This is a genomic window from Magnetospirillum sp. 15-1 (assembly GCF_900184795.1).
Classification (GTDB): Bacteria; Pseudomonadota; Alphaproteobacteria; order Rhodospirillales; family Magnetospirillaceae; genus Phaeospirillum.
Map to the genome: position 1 here is coordinate 250,834 of NZ_FXXN01000027.1, position 17,435 is coordinate 268,268.

Genomic DNA, 17,435 nt, shown 5'->3' on the forward strand with positions numbered 1-17,435 from the left:
ATGGCTCTTGGCGTATTCTTGATAAACAGGCTATCCTCTGGCCCAGGTATGAAGGCGATGGAATGAACATGCAGACACCGATGACCGATAGCGGCCTCCTCAAGCGGGAGCTGGTGGGGCTGTTCGGACACCTCCAGAAGATCCGGACCGAGCTGGCCGCCCTCAATCCACCCGGTGCGACCGACCATTTCGGCAGCATGTCGGAACAGCTCGATGCCATCGTCGGCGCCACGGAAAGCGCCACCAACACCATCATGGAAAGCATGGAATCCATCAGCGAGCTGATGTGCGAGGCCCGCGCCGCCGCCGTCGACAGCCAGCCGCTGGCCCAGGTCTTCGACAAGGTGGACGACCGGGTCAATCAGGTGTTCGAGGCCTGCTCGTTCCAAGACATCACCGGCCAGCGCATCTCCAAGATCGTCAACTCGCTGAAGTTCGTCGAGGATCGCATCAAGGCCGTCATCCTCACCTGGGGCAAGGATGAGCTGACCAAGGTGGTGGTCGAGATCAAGAAGGAAGAGGTCGACCCCGACAAGGCGCTGCTGCACGGCCCGCAACTGCCGGGCCAGGGTGTCTCCCAGGCCGACGTGGACCGCATGCTGGGCCAGGACGCCATCGACAAGCTGTTCGGCTGAGGCTTTCCGGGCTTACTGCCGCCAGAAGGCTGGAACAAACAGCACCAGCACGGTGAACAGTTCCAGCCGCCCCACCAGCATTCCCATGGACAGCAGCCACTTGGCCAGATCGGGCAGGCCGGCGTAGGAGCCGCCCGGACCGATCTCCGGCCCCAGGCCCGGCCCGAGATTGGCCAGGGCCGAGGCCGCCCCCGACATCGCCGTGACGAAGTCCAGGCCCAGGAAGGCCAGCGACATGGCCAGCATGGCGAAGGCCAGCGCATAGACGAACAGGAAGCCCATCACCGAGCCCAGAACCTCCTCCGGGATGGGGCGGCGGTTGAAGCCGGCGATCAGCACCGCATGGGGCCGCAGCAGGCGGCGGATCTGCATCAGGGCGTCGGTGAACAGGAACTGGAAGCGGAACACCTTGATGCCGCCGCTGGTCGAGCCGGCGCAGCCGCCCACGAAGGCCAGGAAGAACAGGATGGCCGCCGGCATGCCGCCCCAATTGCCGTATTCCAGGGTGAAGTGGCCGGTGCCGGTCATCACCGACACCACGGTCAGCGCCCCGTGGCGGAGCGCGTCCAGCGGCGCCAGCCCGCGCGAGCTCACCAGCCAGGCCGACACGCCCATGGTGCCGAGCGCCAGCAGGGCGAAGTACCAGCGCAGTTGATGATCGCGCAGCACGATCTTGCGGTTGCCGCGCAGGAAGTGGAAGAACAGCATGAACGGCATGCCGCCCAGGATCATGCCGAAGGTGATCAGCACGGTGATGGCGGCACTGTCGAAATGGCCGATGGAGGCGTCGGAGGTCGACGCGCCCGAGGTGGAAATGGTCCCCATGGCGTGGACCAGCGCCTCGAAGCCGCTCATCCCCGCCACCCACAGGGCCAGGGCCAGCAGGGCGGTGGCGCCGCAATAGCCGGCCAGGATGGATGCCGCGATGCGCCGCCCGCGCGACGTGGCGCGCTCGGCCGGGCCGGGCACTTCCAGACGGAACATCTGCATGCCGCCCACCGCCAGTTCGGGCAGCACGGCGATGGCCATGGCGACGACGCCGATGCCGCCCATCCAGCCGAGCAGCGCCCGCCACAGCAGCAGTCCGCGCGGCAGGGCGTCCAGGCCGCGGATCACCGTGGCGCTGGTGGTGGTCAGGCCGGCCAGGGACTCGAACACCGCGTCGGTGACCGACAGTTGCAGCGGGCCGTAGATCAGGGGCAGGGCGGCGAACAGGCCGGGCACCGCAAGGCCGAAGGTGGCGGACAGATAGGTCTGGCGCACGCTGCGCCGCTGGTTGGTGACGCGGGTGCCCAGCAGCAGGGCCAGGCCGAAGAACAGGGTGAGGCCGGACGAGGTGGCGAAGACCATCCATTCCTCGTGCCCGTCGCGGAAATCGATCACCGCCGGCAGCCACATGGCGGCGGCCAGGACGCAGACCAGGGCGCCGATGGTGGAAAGGACGGGGCGGAGGTCGATCATGGTGCCGCTACTCCCGCCAATAGCTGCGTGAGAACAGCACCGCCACGGTGAACAGTTCCAGGCGGCCCAGCATCATTTCGGCGGCCAGAATCCATTTGGCGGCATCGGGCAGCGGGCGATAGCTGCCGAACGGACCGATCACCTCGCCGATTCCCGGTCCGGCATTGGCCAGGGCGGCGGCCGAGCCCGACAGCGCCGTCAGGAAGTCCACGCCCACCATGCTGAGCGCCAGGGCGAACAGCGCGAAGGTGAAGAAATACATCACCACGAAGCCCTGCACCGAATCCAGGATGGCGGGGGCGATGGGGCGCTGGTTGTAGTGAATGACGAAGACACCGTGCGGGTGCAGCAGGCGCTTCAAATGGATGCCGGCCAGGGCGAACAGCAATTCCCAGCGGAAGATCTTCACCCCGCCGGCGGTCGAGCCGGTGCAGCCGCCGATGAACACCAGGATGAAGAACACCACGTGGGCGAAGCCGCCCCAGGCGCCGTAATCGGTGGAGACGAAGCCGGTGGTGGTGACGGTGGACACCACGTTGAAGGTGGCGTGACGCACCGCGATGCCGAGGCTCATGTCGTTGACCGCCCATTGCCACAGCGCCATCACGCCGGCGGCGGTGCCGATGAACATCAGGTACCAGTGGGCCTGGGCGTCGTCGATGATGCGCGGCCGGCCCCGGCGCCACGGGCCGGTCCACAGCACGAAGCTGGAGCCTCCCACCATCATGGCGAAGACCGCCACCCACTGCACGGCGGTGCTCCAATGGGCCAGCTTGGTGTCCGAGGTGGAGAAGCCGCCGGTGGAGATGGCCGCCATGGCGTGACAGACGGCGTCGAAGCGGCCCATGCCCGCCGCCCAGAAGCCCAGGGCGGCCAGCACGGTGAACACCACGTAGACCAGGGTGATGGAGGTCGCCACCTGGGTGATGCGCGGCTTGATGGTGTCGGTCTTGTCCGAGGTCTCCATGCGGAAGACCTGCATGCCGCCGATGCGCAGCAGGGGCAGGATGGCCACCGCCATGATGATGATGCCCTCGCCGCCCAGCCAGTTGAGCAGCGCCCGCCAGATCAGGACGCCGCGCGGGGCATGGTCGAGGCCGATGATCACCGTGGCCCCGGTGGTGGTCAGGCCGCTCATGGCCTCGAACACCGCGTCGGTGGGCGACAGGTGCAGATTGCTGAAGGCGAAGGGGAGCGCCGCGAAGGCCGCCGTGCTGATCCAGGCCAGCGTGGTCAGCATGAAGGCCTGCCGCGCCGACAGCGAGGGCCGCCCCTTGCTGCGGGTGCCGAAGATCAGGGCCATGGCCGAAAAGGCGGTGACCATGCTTGATACCGCGAAGACCTTCCAGTCCACGTCGCCGGCCGACAGGTCGACCAGTGCCGGAATGCCCATGGCCGCAGCCAGCACCAGCAGCAGGAAGCCGTTGACGAAGAGAACCGGCCGGATATCGATCAAGTCATCTGTCCCCTTGGATAGGGATGACTCATGGAAGGATTCGTGTCCCCTGTAAAGTCCTGTCTTCTATCACGTCCCGGTGATACCGGGACCGCCCTCAAGCGGCGGGCGGGCGCTGTGCGCCCTTGCCTCCCGCGCCATAAGACGCGCGGCCCCTTGGGCCTGGCCAAATCCCGATGAGTTCTGCCCATCGGGATTTGGCGTCAGGCGGGCACCCGCTGGGCGATGGTGGCGAACAGGGCTTTCAGCGCCAGGGCCTCGCCGCCCTCGGGTCGGCCGGGTCGGCCCGCTCCGTTCCAGGCCATGATGTCGAGATGGGCCCAGGCGATGTCCGGCTCGACGAATTCCTGCAGGAACAGGGCGGCGGTGATGGCCCCGGCATGGGGGGAATCCGAGGCATTGGTCAGGTCGGCCACCTTGGAATCGATCATGCGGCGATAGGGCTTGTGCAGCGGCAGCCGCCACAGCGGCTCGCCCTCGGCCTCGCCGTTGCGCAGCAGATCGGCGGCCAGCAGGTCGTTGTTGCTGAACAGGGCAGGCAGGTCGGTGCCCAGCGCGCTGCGCGCCGCCCCGGTCAGGGTGGCGACGTCGATGAGCAGGGCGGGCTTCTCGGCCGCCGCCTCGGCCAGGGCGTCGCACAGGATCAGGCGGCCCTCGGCGTCGGTGTTGCCCACCTCGACCGACAGGCCCTTGCGGGTGGCGAGCACGTCCAGCGGCCGCATGGACTCGCCCGAGACGGAATTCTCCACCGCCGGAATCAGCACGCGCAGCCGCAGCTTCAGCCCGGCGGCCATGATCATGGAGGCCAGCCCCAGCACATGGGCGCCGCCGCCCATGTCCTTCTTCATCAGCTTCATGTTGGAGGACGGCTTCAAATCCAGTCCGCCGGTGTCGAAGCACACGCCCTTGCCCACCAGGGTCACCTTGGGGGCGCGCTCGTCGCCCCAGGCGAGGTCGATCAGGCGGGGGCGCCGGCCCTGGGCGGCACCGCGTCCCACCGCATGGATGGCGGGGTAGTTCTCGGCCAGCAGCCCGTCGCCGACGATCACCCGGCACGTGGCGCCGAAGCGCGCCGCCAGGGCGTCGGCGGCGGCGGCCAGTTCCGCCGGCCCCATGTCGGCGGCCGGGGTGTTGATCAGGTCGCGCACCAGGGCGACGGCCTCGGCGTTACGCTCGACCCGGGCGCGGTCGGCCCCCGCCGGCCACACCAGTCGGGGCGATTCCTTACCCTTGCGCGCCTTGTAGCGGTCGAAGGCATAGGCGGCCAGCGCCCAGGCCAGGGCGGCCCGCTCGGCCTGGATGGCGGGTAGCGGCGAGGTCAGGCGAAAGGTCCGGGCGGCGGGCAGCTTGGGCGGGAAATGGGCGAAGGCCCAGGGATCATCCTCGTCGGACAGCCCGGCCAGCGCGCCGGCCAGGGCGCCGCCTTCGCCGGGCAGCAGGCAGATTGCGCCGGGCTCGGCCTTGAAGCCGGTCTGTTGCACCCACTGGCGCACGGATTCGGGCTGGCTGTCCAGCCATGCGGACAACTCGCCCTTGCGCAAGGCGATCAGATCCGTCGCCCCATCGTCGGCCTCGACCAGTTGCTCCAGCACCCGTTCCTCCTTAAATTCCCTGTTGAAGACGCCGCACGCTTGCTTCCATGATCGGTGACCATCCACGGTTTGGGAAGCGTCATGTCTCTTACCCTCGTCGTCGGCACCAAGCGCTGGTCCTCCTGGTCGCTCAGGGCCTGGATGGCGCTGGCGGCCACCGGTGCCCCGTTCCGTCAGGTGCGGATCGAACTGCGCCAGCCCGATACCAAGGCGAAGATTCTGGAACTGTCGCCGTCGGGCAAGGTTCCCCTGCTCGACGATGACGGCATCAAGGTCTGGGACACGCTGGCCATTTGCGAATATCTGGCCGAACGCTTCCCCGAGGCCGGGCTGTGGCCCAAGGACCGCGAGGCCCGCGCCCTGGCCCGCTCGGTCTCGGCCGAGATGCATGCCGGCTTCGTGCCGTTGCGCTCGGTCTGCCCCATGGACGTGGTGGAGGATCAGAGGCTGGCGGAAATCCCCGACGACGTGAAGGCCGACGTGGCGCGCATCGACGCCATCTGGAGCGATTGCCGCGCCCGCTTCGGCCAGGGCGGCCCCTTCCTGTTCGGCGCGTTCACCAACGCCGACGCCATGTACGCCCCGGTGGTGACGCGCATCCGCACCTACGGCCTGCCGGTGGGCGCGGCGTCCAGCGCCTATTGCGACGCCATCATGGCCCATCCCGCCATGCAGGCCTGGGTGATGGAGGCCCAGGCGGCGGGGTGAGGAGCTAGGGACGTGCCTTATTTTTCGAAAGACGTTATTGCCGACCTCCATCTTGGGCGGGAGCGGGGGCATCAGCAATATGCGGACCTGATGCAGCGATATATCCAGCGGGATTACACGACCGATCTCGCCCGCGAGCATGCCCAACATGGCTTTGCTCGTCGTCTCGGTTGCTTGGTCCATGCCATTGACATGGTCTATACCGCTTTACCGCCGGAACAGGACGATATCCCCGGAAGGGATAAAACCCTGGATGCGACCATCGCTATTCAGTCTTTTGTCAGCAACGTTTTTGGGTGCCTGGATAATCTGGCATGGATTTACGTGTCCGAGAAAAATGTCCGGAACCGAGATGGAACAAGCCTTGTCCTAAGTCAGATTACACTCGGTTCGGAACCGGTTCGCGCTTCATTCACCGACGAGTTTCGCGCCTATCTGGATCGTCGTAAAAGATGGTTTACGGCAATGAAAAAATTCCGCGATAGCTTGGCGCACAGGATACCTCTTTATATCCCCCCTTTTACGATCCTTCCTGAGAATCAGGGCCGATACAATGCTCTGGAACAGGAGGCAAATGAAGCGCAGAAACGCCGTGATTTCGACGAATACGACCGACTTCGGGCAGAGCAGCGGGAAATAGGAAAATTTCGACCTTGGATCGCCCATTCCCTCTACGAAAAAGAAGCGAGGCCCATTGTTTTCCATCCGCAACTCATTGCGGATTACAATACCGTCGATGAGTTCGGCCGAAAAATGCTTGATGAGTTGGACCGTTAGCCATGGCCGCTAAGCGGCCCGCTGCCCATCCCGCTGAAGCAGTTGAAGACCCTCGGCGATAACGTCGGGATGGCGGCTGGCGAACTGGATATCGTAGCCCATGGGCTGGCCGTCTTCCCCGATGTCTACGGCGAAATCACGATCGTCATGGATGACGGTATGGGCGACCCGCCCTTCGCGCAGCGTGATATACATACTGTCGGTGGCGGGGTCATAGATAACCGGCGATGGGCTCGTCATGGCAAGAAGTCCCGATCCAGCATGGCGTTATGTACCGTCACTCCGTCGTCGAGCGTCACCACACGCAGCCAGTGGTTCAGTTCGGCGATCCAGCCCCAGTACCGAACCCGGCCGCTCGGCTCCCGTTCCTTCCGGGCGGGAGCGTTGATGACCGAGGTTACCATAATCGGATCGATCATGCGACGGTCGGACCGGGCCATGACTGTGAGGGCGTAATAGCGGGTACGCCAGAAGGGCGGTGGCGGCAGGCGATCCGGCTCGGCCATTTGATCAGAATGCCCGCCGCGCCCTGAGCGCGGCGGTGATGGTGCCGTCGTCCAGGTGGTCCAGTTCGCCGCCCACCGGCACGCCGTGGGCGAGGCCCGAGACGGTGACGTTGCACTGGGCCAGGCGCTCGGCCACGTAATGAGCGGTGGTCTGGCCCTCCACCGTGGCGGGGGTGGCGAGGATCACCTCGGTGACGGCGGGGGCAAGGGCGCGGGCCACCAGGGATTCGATGCCCAAATCCTCCGGGCCGATGCCGTCCAGGGCCGAGAGCAGGCCGCCGAGGACGGCATAGCGGCCCTTGAAGCTGCCGGTGCGCTCCATGGCCCACAGCCCGGCCACGTCCTCGACCACGCAGAGCAGCGACGGGTCGCGCCGGTGATCGGCGCAGATGGCGCAGGGATCGATGGTGTCGAAATTGCCGCACACCGAGCAGGTCCGCACCTTGGCGGCGGCCTCGGCCATGGCCTGGCCCAGCGGCACCAGCAGGGATTCCCGCTTCTCCACCAACCTCAGCGCGGCGCGCCGGGCCGAGCGCGGGCCCAGCCCCGGCAACCGCGAAAGAAGTTGTATCAGGCGTTCGATCTCGGGGCCGACCATTGCGGAGGCGGAACTATGCCGGGATCAGAACGGCAGCTTGAAGCCAGCCGGCAGGTTCAGCCCGCCGGTCAGCTTGGCCATCTCGTCGGCCATGGCGGTCTCGGCCTTGGTCTTGGCGTCGTTGAAGGCGGCCAGCAGCAGGTCCTCGAGCACCTCGACGTCGTTGGGATCGACCAGGGACGGGTCGATCTTGACCTTCTTCAGCTCGTACTTGCCGTTGAGCGTCACCTGCAGCATGCCGGCCCCGGACGAGCCGGTAACCTCCATCTCGGCCATGGTGGCCTGCATCTCGGCCATCTTGGACTGCATCTGCTGGGCCTGCTTCATCAGGTTGCCAAGGTTCTTCATAGATCTTCCTCTCCAGGGATCATTTCGTCGTCCAGGACGCTTTCCGGGTCTTCGGGCGGCGGGGGCTCGGGCAGTTCCTCGCTCCCTAGGTCGCGGACCGCCTCGATGGTGGCGCCGGGGAAGGCGGCCAGTACCGCCTTGACCAAGGGATGTTCGGCGGCGTCGGCGCGGCGGCGCAGTTCGGCGTTGGCCTCCTGCTCGGCCAGGGTCGGCTGGGCCGGGTCGGTGGAATTGACCGACACCGTCCAGCGGCGTCCGGTCCATTCCGACAGCATCCGCGCCACCTTGGGGGCGAGGTCCGAGCCGACGCTGCTGTTTTGTCGCCACTCGATGCGGCCGGCGGCGAAGGATACCGGATTGACCTGGGTGCGCAGTTGTACGGCGATCAGGCCCTCGCGCCGCTCGGAGAACAGCGCCACCGTGGCCGCGAAATCGGCGGGCATGGCGGGCAGGGTCACGGTCTGGGCGACCGGTGCCGGTTCGAGCTTGAGCGCGGTGGCCGGGCCGTGCACCGGGCCGCCGCCCACATGATGGCCGGAAACGGCATCGGCGGGACCGCCGCCGCCGAAGCCACCACCGCCACCCCCACCACCGCCGGGGCCGCGTGGAGCGGGCGGCGGCGGCGGGTTGGCGCGCAGTTGCTCGACCAGTTCGGCCGGGGTGGGCAGCTCGGCGGCATAGGCGAGGCGCACCACCGCCATCTCGGCGGCCTGCAACGGGTTGGGGGCGGCCCGCGTCTCGCCCAATCCCTTCAGCAGCATCTGCCAGGCGCGGGTAAGCGCCGCCAGGGACAGGGTCTTGGCCATTTCGGCGCCCTTGACCCGCTCGGTCTCCGAGGCGCCCAACTGGTCGGCGGCGTCGGGGGTGACCTTCAGCCGCGTCAGCCAGTGGACCAGTTCCAGCATGTCCTGCAGCACCACCGCCGGGTCGGCGCCGGCGGCGTACTGGTCGGTGATCTGGTCCAGAGCGGCGGGGACCTCGCCCTTCATGATGGCGTCCAGCAGGTCGAAGACGCGGGCGCGGTCGGCCAGACCCAGCATGTCGCGCACCTGGGCCTCGTCGACCTTGCCGGCGCCGTGGCTGATGGCCTGGTCCAGCAGCGACAGGCCGTCGCGCACCGAACCGTCGGCGGCCCGCGCGATCAGCTTCAGCGCCGCCGGCTCGATCTCGGCGTTTTCCTTGGCGGCGATGCCCTCGAAGTGACGGGCCAGCACGTCCATCTCGACCCGGCGCAGGTCGAAGCGCTGGCAGCGCGACAGCACGGTGACGGGAATCTTGCGGATCTCGGTGGTGGCGAAGACGAACTTCACGTGTTCCGGCGGCTCCTCCAGCGTCTTCAGCAGCGCGTTGAACGCCGCCGTGGACAGCATGTGGACCTCGTCGATGATGTAGACCTTGAAGCGCGCCGAGGTGGGGCGGTAGCGCACGCCCTCGATGATCTCGCGGATGTCGTTGACGCCGGTACGGCTGGCGGCGTCCATCTCCAGGATGTCGACGTGACGGTCCTCGGCGATGGCGCGGCAATGTTCGCACTGGCCGCAGGGATCGATGGTCGGGCCGCCCTTGCCGTCCGGGCCGACGCAGTTGAGCGCGCGGGCGATGATGCGGGCCGTGGTGGTCTTGCCCACGCCGCGCACCCCGGTCAGCACGAAGGCATGGGCGAGGCGCCCGGTCTTGATGGCGTTGGACAGGGTGCGGACCATGGCTTCCTGCCCGATCAGACCGGCGAAGTCGGTCGGCCGGTACTTGCGGGCCAGGACGCGATAAGGCGTGGGGGCGGGGGTCTCGCTCATGGGGGTCAAGATAGTACGGGCGGTCATGCCCTGCAATTCATACCGGATGGGCTCGGGCGATAGCCCAAGATGGGGTCAGTGCGTCACGCCGGCATCGAAATAATAGGCCGAGGCGCCGCCGTGCAACTGGATGCCCAGCTTGTCCAGCCCCGCCGCCGACAGGTTGACCAGCTTGCCGCGCGGATGGCTTTCGGTCAGCAGCTTCTGGGTGCTGGGATGCCACAGGGCGCGGGTGACGCCATAGATCAGGTCGTTGGGCCGCTCGGCCCCGGTGACCAGCACCACGCCCACGTCCAGGGTCTTCACGTCGGCGTCGGTGCCGCGATAGGTGTCGGCGGGAATGGACGAGGCGGAGAAGAAGGGATAGGTGGCGCGCATCTTGTCCACTTCCGGTCCGGCCAGCGGCACCAGCACGATATCGGCGCGCTGGGCCAGTTCGGCGACGATGGGCACCGGCACGCCGTCCACCACCAGCATGGCGTCCAGCTGGCCGGCGGCAAGCGCGTCGGCGGCGGGGCCGGGCTTCAGGAAGCTTTGCTTGATCTGGCCCTCGGTCATGCCGAAGGCGGTGAGCAGCAGGCGGCCGTGGACCAGTTCGCCGGAATCCTTGTCGCCCAGGGACACCCGCTTGCCCTTCAGGTCCTTGACCGAGTGAATCTTGGCATCCTTCCTGGCCACCAGATGCAGGCTTTCCGGATAGAGCATGGCGATGGCCCGCAGGTTCTGCACCGCGCCCTTGCCCTTGTAGATGCCGGTGCCGTGATAGGCCCAATAGGCGATGTCGGACTGAACCAGGGCGGCGTCGAGCCTTTTCGCCGCGATGGCGTCGATATTGGCGATGGCGCCGCCGGTGGACTTGGCCACCGCCACCAGGCCGGGCACCCCGCACGAGCCGCCCTTGTCGCACTCGCGCGAACCGGGGGGATTGCTGATGGCGTTGGCGATCAGGCCGCCGAAGGCGAAGCGGGTCTCGCCGGTCGGGCCGGTGCCGATCTGGAAGAAGCGGATGTCCTGGGCCGCCGCCGGCTCCGCCCCCATGCAAAGCAGCATAAGCGCGACTATGGCGGAGCGGATAGGCGTTCTGGCAGGCACGGCAGCTTTCCCCCCAAGGAAACGACGCATCAAGGCAAAAGGATACACGACAAATATCATCAAATCCTCATGTAAGTGATGCATTCTGACGGAATTGGACGCATGTTCCCCATTGCGATCGGCGGCAAAGCAGGCACAATGAGCCCTCGGGTTGGGGGCCGAGAGCAGTTATGGTAGACGACGACGGATTGAAACCGATCAACGACAGCGACATGGATTCCATGTTTGTGCTGCCGCTGTCCATCATCCCGCTTCAGACTCCTGCTCTGCAGAGCGCCAAGCTGATCAAGAACGTGCGGCTGCGCAGCGCGGTCGAGCTGTTTTCCGACGTCCAGACCGGCTCCGGCCAGGTGGACGTGGAATCGTTGCCCGCCATGTTCGGCTGGCCGACCGAGCAGATCCACCCCGATCTCGGCATCCTGCGCCGTCTGGCGCTGCTGCCCAGCTACGACGTGTACAGCTTGCGCATCTCCCTGCGCGAGCACGGCATCCCGGTGAACGACTACGCGGCCTTGAAGCTGTCGCCGGAAAAATCGGCCGAGCTTACCCGCTACATGATCATGTTCACCCGTCCGCTGATGAAGATGATCTATTCGGACGAGGATGTGCAGATCAACAGCTACGACGACCTGCTGAAGCTGTTCCGCGATCCCGACATCAAGAAGGCCCGCCAGCGTCTGGAGACCATGGCGCAAAGCCTGAACATCGACATCTTCGACGTGCCGCGCTTCCTCGAGGATTACGGCGACACCTTCATGTCGCTTTCGTATTTCCGCCACTGCCTCGACCGGCTGGAGCCCTACTTCACCGCCTGCGTCCAGGCGCTGGCTCCCATCCGCACCCATTTCCAGTTGAAGCAGAACGTCAACCTGATGAAGACCTGCGACATGATCGAGGAGGTCATCAACTCGATCTCGGCCTCGATCTCGGGACGGCTCGAGGTGTTCGACAAGCGCACCCGCGAGATGTGGGAGAACATCTCCCAGGACGAGTTCCGCTCGGTGAAGGGAATGATCGAGCGCTACCACGTCACCATCGGCGCCGCCCTGTGCGGCCTGACCGTGAAGATGAGCTCGTTCGCCAAGATGTTCCCGCGCCCCAATTCCGGCGGCCCCATCAAGCGCGCCGACTTCATGATGAGCGAGATGATCCAGGGCATCGACCTGATCAAGGACGTGGAGAAGCAGTTCTCCGCGCAGTAGGCGACGGCGGCGGGCCGTCGCCGCTCCACCCCGACCTCAACCCACCCAGTATCGGGGATAGGCGCGGTCCCGCAGCAGGTTGTTGAAGCTCACCGCCACCACCACCAGCGCCATCGCCCCCACCGTGGTGGGGAACAGCAGGAACGACCAGCCCGGCGCGGCCAACATCACGATCACCGGATTGGACCCGGCCGGCGGATGGACCGTGCGGGTAATCTGCATGGCGCCGATGGCGGTGCCCACCGCCAGCCCGGCACTCCACCACGAGGCTCCGAACGCCGACAGGCAGGCCAGCCCGATCAGGGACGACAGGACGTGCCCCATGATGACGTTGCGGGGCTGCGAGAAGGGGCTTTCGGGAAAGCCGAAGATCAGCACGCAAGATGCGCCGAACGAGCCCAGGACCAGCGGTGTCCGGCTGGCCTCGGTCAACGAGTAGACCACGGCGATGGCTAGGAAGCCGCCCATCCAGGACAGCGCGATGTGCCGCAGGTTGGCGCGTGCCGGGAGATCGGCACCGCCGCGCAGCTTATCCATAAGTCTCATCCTTTTGTGCCTTCCTAGTCTGTCCGAGTCTGGTGGAATCGGCTTTTCGTCGACTCGCCCAGGTTCGACGGTGTTCGACCGGCACGGGGATACGGAAAAGCCGGGTCGACCACCAAGGCACCAAGGACACCAAGAGAACTTTCCCCGGGTCGCCTCACCCACCCATTCGATGCCTTGTTTCTCAGGCTGTTCCGGCGGCTCCGCCCTCTTGGTGTCCTTGGTGCCTTGGTGGTGAGCAGCGGGCCCTCCGGCCTCCGAAGCCTAAACCGGGCTGACGTGGATCAAGCTTGGCCATGACAAGTAGGGGAGTGCTTCAACCTAAACATGACGGACTTTAGCGTCGGGCTGCTACAGGCCCTTGGCCCGCCCGCGTTCGATGACGCTCCCCCCCTGCGGGTCAGGTGCAGTTCGTCGCCATGGGCGACGGGCGAGGGCGTCTTCCAGCAATACGCCGATTTCGTCGGGGAAGGCCTCCTCTAGGATCATCCCTTAAAAGTTTAAATGAACAACTCTGTCTACATACTCATGCGTATAGCGTATGTGGACAGGTCTGTCCACATAGAAGTCGGGGCAATTGGGGGTTGGTGGGCCAGGAGGCGGGGTGGATAATGCCAACGTTCCAGATTACCGAAACGGGCTCGAGGCGGCGCATTCATGGCAGGAAGACCTTCCATTCACGACCGCATCCTGCGGGTGGCTCACGACCTGTTCTACCGGGACGGCATCCGCGCCACCGGCATCGACCGGGTGATCGGCGAATCAGAGGTGTCGAAGGTCACGTTTTACCGCCATTTTCACAGCAAGAACGAACTGGTTCTGGCCTTTCTGGACCACCGCCACCAGCGCTGGATGACGTGGTTTGCCGACGCGCTGTGCCGGAACGGTGGCACGGCCGGCGGTGGCGCGGCGGCGGTGGTCCCCGCCCTGGCCGAGTGGTTCCGCGACGGAGCCTTTCGCGGCTGCGCCTTCATCAACAGCGTGGTGGAACTGGGCGGGGATTTCCCCGAAGTGGCCGCCATCGCCCGGCGGCACAAGGACGAAATGACCGAAGCCATCGGCCATCTGCTGCCGCCGTCGGAACGGCGGGAAAATCAGGCCCAGGCCATCGCCCTGGCCGTGGACGGAGCGATCATGCGGGCCCAGGTGGATGGGACGCCGGACGCCGCGCTGGAGGCGCTAGGCCTCGCCATCGACGCCATCACGCCGCCCTACTGCCCGCCGCAATAGCGCGCCACTTCGTCCAGCAGCTTGCGGATGGAGATGGGCTTGGTGATGACCTGATTGAAGCCTTCCTCCATGAAGCCCGCCACGGAATCCGGGTCGGCGAAGGCGGTCACCGCCACCACCGGCACGTTTTTCGTGCGGTCGTCGGCGCGCAGCTGCTTCAGCAGATCGATGCCGGAATATTTGGGCAGCTGGATGTCCATCAAGATGACACCCGCGCCGCTGCCGGCGGCCAGTTCCACCAGCCCGTCGCCATCGGACGACTTGACGGTGGTGTAGCCTGCGATGGTCAGCGCCTGCTCGAGGAGCTTCATGTTCATCGCGTTGTCTTCAACGACGACGACGGTACCGGTCATGACCCGATCCTCTCAGTCATTCAGTTCTGCCCCGCCCGCAATACGGCGACCTTTTCCGGGCCGCGCGGGCTGTAGCTTCTGGCGAAAGTGGTGAAGTCGGCCACGGCCATGGGCCGGCCGATCATGTAGCCCTGGATCTCGTCGCAGCCGTGGCGGGCCAGCAGCGCCGCCTGCGTCTCGGTCTCGACGCCCTCGGCGATGGTTTTCAGCGACAGGGAATGGGCCAGGGAGATGATGGCGTTGACCAGGACGCGGCCGTCCTCGTCCTGATCCAGGTCGCGCACGAAGGCGCGGTCGATCTTGACGGTGTCCACCGGGAAGCGCTTGAGATAGGCCAGCGAGGAATAGCCGGTGCCGAAATCGTCGATGGACAGGGTGACGCCCAGCTTGGCCAGGGAGCGCAGCAGCTTCAGCGTGCCCTCGCCGTCGGCCATCAGCATGCTCTCGGTCAGTTCCAGGTCGAGATCCTTGGCGTTGACCCCGGTCTCCGAGATGCAATCGGCGACGATGTCGGCCAGATCGGCCTCGCGGAACTGCCGGCCCGAGATGTTGACCCCCAGGCGCAGCCCGGTGATGCCGGAATCGTTCCACAGGCGCAATTGGGTGCAGGCCTGGCGCAGCACCCAACTGCCCATGGGGACGATCAGGCCGGTTTCCTCGGCGACGGGAATGAACTTGTCGGGCGTGATGATGCCCAGTTCGGGGTGGCGCCAGCGGATCAGCGCCTCCGCCCCCACCAGGGCGTAATCGGCCAGACGGACCTGCGGCTGGTAGAACAGCTCGAACTGGCCGGCGCGCAGCGCATCCTTGATGGAGCGCTCGAGCGTCATGCGCTCGGTCACCGCGAAGGACATGGCGGCGTCGAAATAGCCCATGCGCATGTCCGAGCGGCGCTTGACGTTGTGCAGCGCCATCTCGGCGTTGCGCAGCAATTCCAGGGCGTCGTCGCCGTCGCGGGGGAAGACGGACACGCCCATGTCCACCGGCACCACCATCTCGGTGCCGTGGATGGTGTAGGGCTTGTTGAGGATGTCGTGGATGTGGGTCACCTGGGCGGTGATCTCGTCCATTTCGCGCGCCTGGGCGACCACCACGGCGAACTCGTCGCCGGCCAGCCGGGCGGCGGTGCCGCCCGAGACCACCGCCTGGGCCAGACGCCGCGCCGTCTCGCGCAGCAGGGAATTGCCCACGTCGTGGCCCATGGAATCGTTGATGGTGGTGAAGCCGTCCAGGTCGACGGTGATGATGGCGACCAGCAGGCCGGCATTGCGGGCCATGGCGATGGCCTGGCCCAGCCGGTCGGTCAGCAGGGTGCGGTTGGGCAGGTCGGTGAGCGGGTCGTGGTTGGCCAGATAGGCCACGCGCTGGGCCAGTTGCTTGTTCTCGGTCAGGTCGCGGATGGTGCCGGTGAACAGGCGGCGCTTCTCGACCCGCAGCTCCGAGATGGACAGATGGACCGGGAACAGCGACCCGTCCTTGCGTTTGCCCATCACCTCGCGTCCCGCGCCGATGATGGCGCCGATGCCGGTGGCGAGATAGTTCCTGATATAGCCGTCGTGACGGCCGGCGTCGGGCTCCGGCATCAGGACCGAGACGTTGGCGCCGATCAGTTCCGACAGGGAATGCCCGAAGATGCGCTCCACCGACAGGTTGGCGTTGAGGATGGTGCCGTCCTCGTCGATGGTGACGATGCCGTCCAGCACCGTGTCCATGATGGCGCGGATACGGTGTTCGCGCGCCGCCACCGCCCGCATGGCGGCGGTGACCTCGGTGGTGTCGCGCCCCACCAGCAGGGTGGCGTTGTGGGCCTCGCGCCGGAGCGGCACCGCCGACAGTTCCACGTCGCGCACCCGTCCGGCGAAGGTCATCACCTTGACCGGCAGGGGGTGGCCTTCCTCGTACAGGGTGTCGAGGCCGCCCTCGAAGATGGCGCGGTAGTCGGGGTGGACGAACTCGGAGAAATGCTTGCCCTCGCAGGCGGTGACGGAGGGCGCGCGCAGCATGCCGAGGCCGGCGGCGTTGATGCGTTCGATCACTCCGTCGACGCAGACGCAGATCAGGTCGGGCGACAGTTCCACCAGATCGCGATAGGAGGCCTGATCCTTGAGCAGCGCCGATTCCAGCATGGAGACGTCGGTGATGCGGTCGAGCAGCTTGAGAATCTGGCTGCCGGAATTAAGGATGGATTCGGCGTATTCGCGGTAGCCGCTCTGGGCGATGGGACCCAGCATCTCGGTGGAGATCATCTCGGCGAAACCGATGACGTCGTTCAGGGGCGTGCGGATGTCCCGGCTCATGCGGCCCATGAACTCGGTCTTGGCGCGGTTGGCGAAATCGGCCTCTTCCTTGGCCTCGGCCAGGGTGGCGGCCACGGCGCGCTCCGAGGTGATGTCGCGCGAGAACATGGCGCAGCGGTGCTCGCCCGCCCCGACGCCGGCCACCGCCAGCAGACGGTTGGCGAACCAGTGGATGCCGTCGGTATCCTCGAACTGGACGGTGCGCCCGCTCTCCAGCGCCTCGGCCAGGAACGAGCGGCGATGCTCGGCCAGCGCCTCGGGCAGCAGGTCGAAGATGGATTGGCCGATCACCGCGTCGGGCGGCTGGTTCAGGTACTGCTCGGCCTCGGTGTTCAGGGTCAGGATGTGCCCTTCGGCGTCGAGCAGCATGGCGATGTCGTGGCTGGCGTCCAGCAGGGCCTGCGAGGTGCGGTGCGAGGCTTCCAGCGCCGTCCGGGCCTGCTGGCGCTCGATGGCGTGGCGGATGACGCGGGGCAGCAGGGTCAGGCCGGCGTCGGACTTGACCACGTAATCCTGGGCGCCGGCCCGGATGGCTTCTTGCGCCATCCGCTCGTCGTCCAGGCTGGTCAGTACCACCAGCGCCTTGTCGGGAGCCCAGGACTTCAGCCGCAATACCGATTCGATGCCCGATGCGTCGGGCAGGCCCAGGTCGGACAGGATGCAGTCGAAGGCGTCGAACGGAGCGTCCTTCTCGACCTCGCCCAGGGCGCGGCGGCTGGACACTTTCCAGTTGGGCTGGGCATCGGCCAATTCGATCTCGATCAACCTCTGGTCTCCAGGGTTGTCTTCGATGATCAGCAATCTCAGGATGTCGGCGCCCGAACTCATGATCAAATGACCATGC

17 protein-coding genes are annotated in these 17,435 nt (G+C 66.3%); 5 read left to right on the top strand and 12 right to left on the bottom strand.

Features of this window, described 5'->3' with window-relative positions; translation table 11 throughout:
* Window positions 1–80 precede the first annotated feature (80 nt).
* On the top strand, window positions 81–635 hold the full coding sequence (locus CP958_RS19440) for a protein phosphatase CheZ (RefSeq protein WP_170959038.1): 555 nt from the start codon (window positions 81–83) through the stop codon (window positions 633–635).
* A gap of 12 nt (window positions 636–647) precedes the next feature.
* Here CP958_RS19440 and CP958_RS19445 read toward each other — a convergent pair whose 3' ends face one another.
* The 3 genes from CP958_RS19445 to CP958_RS19455 all read right to left on the bottom strand — a co-directional run bounded on the left by CP958_RS19445 (window position 648) and on the right by CP958_RS19455 (window position 5,144).
* Window positions 648–2,096 carry a TrkH family potassium uptake protein gene (locus CP958_RS19445; RefSeq protein WP_096703853.1) on the bottom strand — a complete coding sequence of 483 codons (1,449 nt, stop codon included), beginning with the start codon at window positions 2,094–2,096 and terminating at the stop codon, window positions 648–650.
* A 7-nt stretch (window positions 2,097–2,103) separates the two neighbouring features.
* Window positions 2,104–3,552 carry a TrkH family potassium uptake protein gene (locus tag CP958_RS19450; protein WP_096703854.1) on the bottom strand — a complete coding sequence of 483 codons (1,449 nt, stop codon included), beginning with the start codon at window positions 3,550–3,552 and terminating at the stop codon, window positions 2,104–2,106.
* Window positions 3,553–3,755: 203 nt separating this feature from the next.
* On the bottom strand, window positions 3,756–5,144 hold the full coding sequence (locus tag CP958_RS19455; protein ID WP_096703855.1) for a leucyl aminopeptidase family protein: 1,389 nt from the start codon (window positions 5,142–5,144) through the stop codon (window positions 3,756–3,758).
* Between the two features lie 81 nt (window positions 5,145–5,225).
* Between CP958_RS19455 and CP958_RS19460 the strand changes: the two genes are divergently transcribed.
* Window positions 5,226–5,852, top strand: coding sequence for a glutathione S-transferase family protein (locus CP958_RS19460; protein WP_096703856.1), 627 nt, complete (start codon window positions 5,226–5,228; stop codon window positions 5,850–5,852).
* 12 nt (window positions 5,853–5,864) lie between these two features.
* A complete protein-coding gene (locus CP958_RS19465) occupies window positions 5,865–6,629 on the top strand; it encodes a hypothetical protein (protein ID WP_096703857.1) in 765 nt (254 codons plus the stop codon).
* A 9-nt stretch (window positions 6,630–6,638) separates the two neighbouring features.
* On the opposite strand, the gene CP958_RS19470 is transcribed toward CP958_RS19465, so the two are convergent.
* From CP958_RS19470 to CP958_RS19495, 6 genes are read right to left on the bottom strand one after another with little or no spacing between them, the layout of a single operon-like run.
* A complete protein-coding gene (locus tag CP958_RS19470; protein ID WP_096703858.1) occupies window positions 6,639–6,869 on the bottom strand; it encodes a DUF2283 domain-containing protein in 231 nt (76 codons plus the stop codon).
* The gene (locus CP958_RS19475) at window positions 6,866–7,135 is read right to left on the bottom strand and encodes a hypothetical protein (protein WP_197706429.1); all 270 of its coding nucleotides are present in this window, start codon (window positions 7,133–7,135) and stop codon (window positions 6,866–6,868) included. Before CP958_RS19475 ends, CP958_RS19470 begins: the two co-directional genes overlap by 4 nt.
* 4 nt (window positions 7,136–7,139) lie before the next feature.
* Complete coding sequence (gene recR, locus CP958_RS19480; protein WP_096703859.1) at window positions 7,140–7,733, bottom strand: recombination mediator RecR; 594 nt, start codon at window positions 7,731–7,733, stop codon at window positions 7,140–7,142.
* 24 nt (window positions 7,734–7,757) lie between these two features.
* The gene (locus tag CP958_RS19485) at window positions 7,758–8,081 is read right to left on the bottom strand and encodes a YbaB/EbfC family nucleoid-associated protein (protein WP_096703860.1); all 324 of its coding nucleotides are present in this window, start codon (window positions 8,079–8,081) and stop codon (window positions 7,758–7,760) included.
* Window positions 8,078–9,901, bottom strand: a complete 1,824-nt coding sequence (locus tag CP958_RS19490) for a DNA polymerase III subunit gamma/tau (RefSeq protein ID WP_242443004.1) — start codon at window positions 9,899–9,901, stop codon at window positions 8,078–8,080. The genes CP958_RS19485 and CP958_RS19490 overlap by 4 nt, the downstream gene beginning before the upstream one ends.
* A 48-nt stretch (window positions 9,902–9,949) precedes the next feature.
* Window positions 9,950–11,050, bottom strand: a complete 1,101-nt coding sequence (locus tag CP958_RS19495; RefSeq protein ID WP_347337848.1) for a TAXI family TRAP transporter solute-binding subunit — start codon at window positions 11,048–11,050, stop codon at window positions 9,950–9,952.
* A gap of 86 nt (window positions 11,051–11,136) precedes the next feature.
* Between CP958_RS19495 and CP958_RS19500 the strand changes: the two genes are divergently transcribed.
* Complete coding sequence (locus tag CP958_RS19500; RefSeq protein WP_096703863.1) at window positions 11,137–12,168, top strand: hypothetical protein; 1,032 nt, start codon at window positions 11,137–11,139, stop codon at window positions 12,166–12,168.
* A 36-nt stretch (window positions 12,169–12,204) separates the two neighbouring features.
* On the opposite strand, the gene CP958_RS19505 is transcribed toward CP958_RS19500, so the two are convergent.
* The gene (locus CP958_RS19505; RefSeq protein ID WP_197706430.1) at window positions 12,205–12,705 is read right to left on the bottom strand and encodes an HPP family protein; all 501 of its coding nucleotides are present in this window, start codon (window positions 12,703–12,705) and stop codon (window positions 12,205–12,207) included.
* Between the two features lie 663 nt (window positions 12,706–13,368).
* Here CP958_RS19505 and CP958_RS19510 point away from each other — a divergent pair.
* Window positions 13,369–13,941, top strand: coding sequence for a TetR/AcrR family transcriptional regulator (locus CP958_RS19510; protein ID WP_096703865.1), 573 nt, complete (start codon window positions 13,369–13,371; stop codon window positions 13,939–13,941).
* Here CP958_RS19510 and CP958_RS19515 read toward each other — a convergent pair.
* Window positions 13,923–14,294, bottom strand: a complete 372-nt coding sequence (locus tag CP958_RS19515) for a response regulator (RefSeq protein WP_096703866.1) — start codon at window positions 14,292–14,294, stop codon at window positions 13,923–13,925. The genes CP958_RS19510 and CP958_RS19515 overlap by 19 nt on opposite strands.
* Window positions 14,295–14,314: 20 nt before the next feature.
* Window positions 14,315–17,419, bottom strand: coding sequence for an EAL domain-containing protein (locus CP958_RS19520; protein ID WP_242443006.1), 3,105 nt, complete (start codon window positions 17,417–17,419; stop codon window positions 14,315–14,317).
* Window positions 17,420–17,435 lie beyond the last annotated feature (16 nt).

Bases quoted from the DNA above. Each gene is read 5' to 3' on its own strand.
- CP958_RS19445 (WP_096703853.1), bottom strand. From the start codon at position 2,096: ATGATCGACCTCCGCCCCGTCCTTTCCACCATCGGCGCCCTGGTCTGC.
- CP958_RS19500 (WP_096703863.1), top strand. From the start codon at position 11,137: ATGGTAGACGACGACGGATTGAAACCGATCAACGACAGCGACATGGAT.
- CP958_RS19470 (WP_096703858.1), bottom strand. From the start codon at position 6,869: ATGACGAGCCCATCGCCGGTTATCTATGACCCCGCCACCGACAGTATG.
- CP958_RS19440 (WP_170959038.1), top strand. From the start codon at position 81: ATGACCGATAGCGGCCTCCTCAAGCGGGAGCTGGTGGGGCTGTTCGGA.
- CP958_RS19495 (WP_347337848.1), bottom strand. From the start codon at position 11,050: ATGCATCACTTACATGAGGATTTGATGATATTTGTCGTGTATCCTTTT.
- CP958_RS19460 (WP_096703856.1), top strand. From the start codon at position 5,226: ATGTCTCTTACCCTCGTCGTCGGCACCAAGCGCTGGTCCTCCTGGTCG.
- CP958_RS19475 (WP_197706429.1), bottom strand. From the start codon at position 7,135: ATGGCCGAGCCGGATCGCCTGCCGCCACCGCCCTTCTGGCGTACCCGC.
- CP958_RS19510 (WP_096703865.1), top strand. From the start codon at position 13,369: ATGGCAGGAAGACCTTCCATTCACGACCGCATCCTGCGGGTGGCTCAC.
- CP958_RS19490 (WP_242443004.1), bottom strand. From the start codon at position 9,901: ATGACCGCCCGTACTATCTTGACCCCCATGAGCGAGACCCCCGCCCCC.
- CP958_RS19505 (WP_197706430.1), bottom strand. From the start codon at position 12,705: ATGGATAAGCTGCGCGGCGGTGCCGATCTCCCGGCACGCGCCAACCTG.
- recR (WP_096703859.1), bottom strand. From the start codon at position 7,733: ATGGTCGGCCCCGAGATCGAACGCCTGATACAACTTCTTTCGCGGTTG.
- CP958_RS19515 (WP_096703866.1), bottom strand. From the start codon at position 14,294: ATGACCGGTACCGTCGTCGTCGTTGAAGACAACGCGATGAACATGAAG.
- CP958_RS19520 (WP_242443006.1), bottom strand. From the start codon at position 17,419: ATGAGTTCGGGCGCCGACATCCTGAGATTGCTGATCATCGAAGACAAC.
- CP958_RS19485 (WP_096703860.1), bottom strand. From the start codon at position 8,081: ATGAAGAACCTTGGCAACCTGATGAAGCAGGCCCAGCAGATGCAGTCC.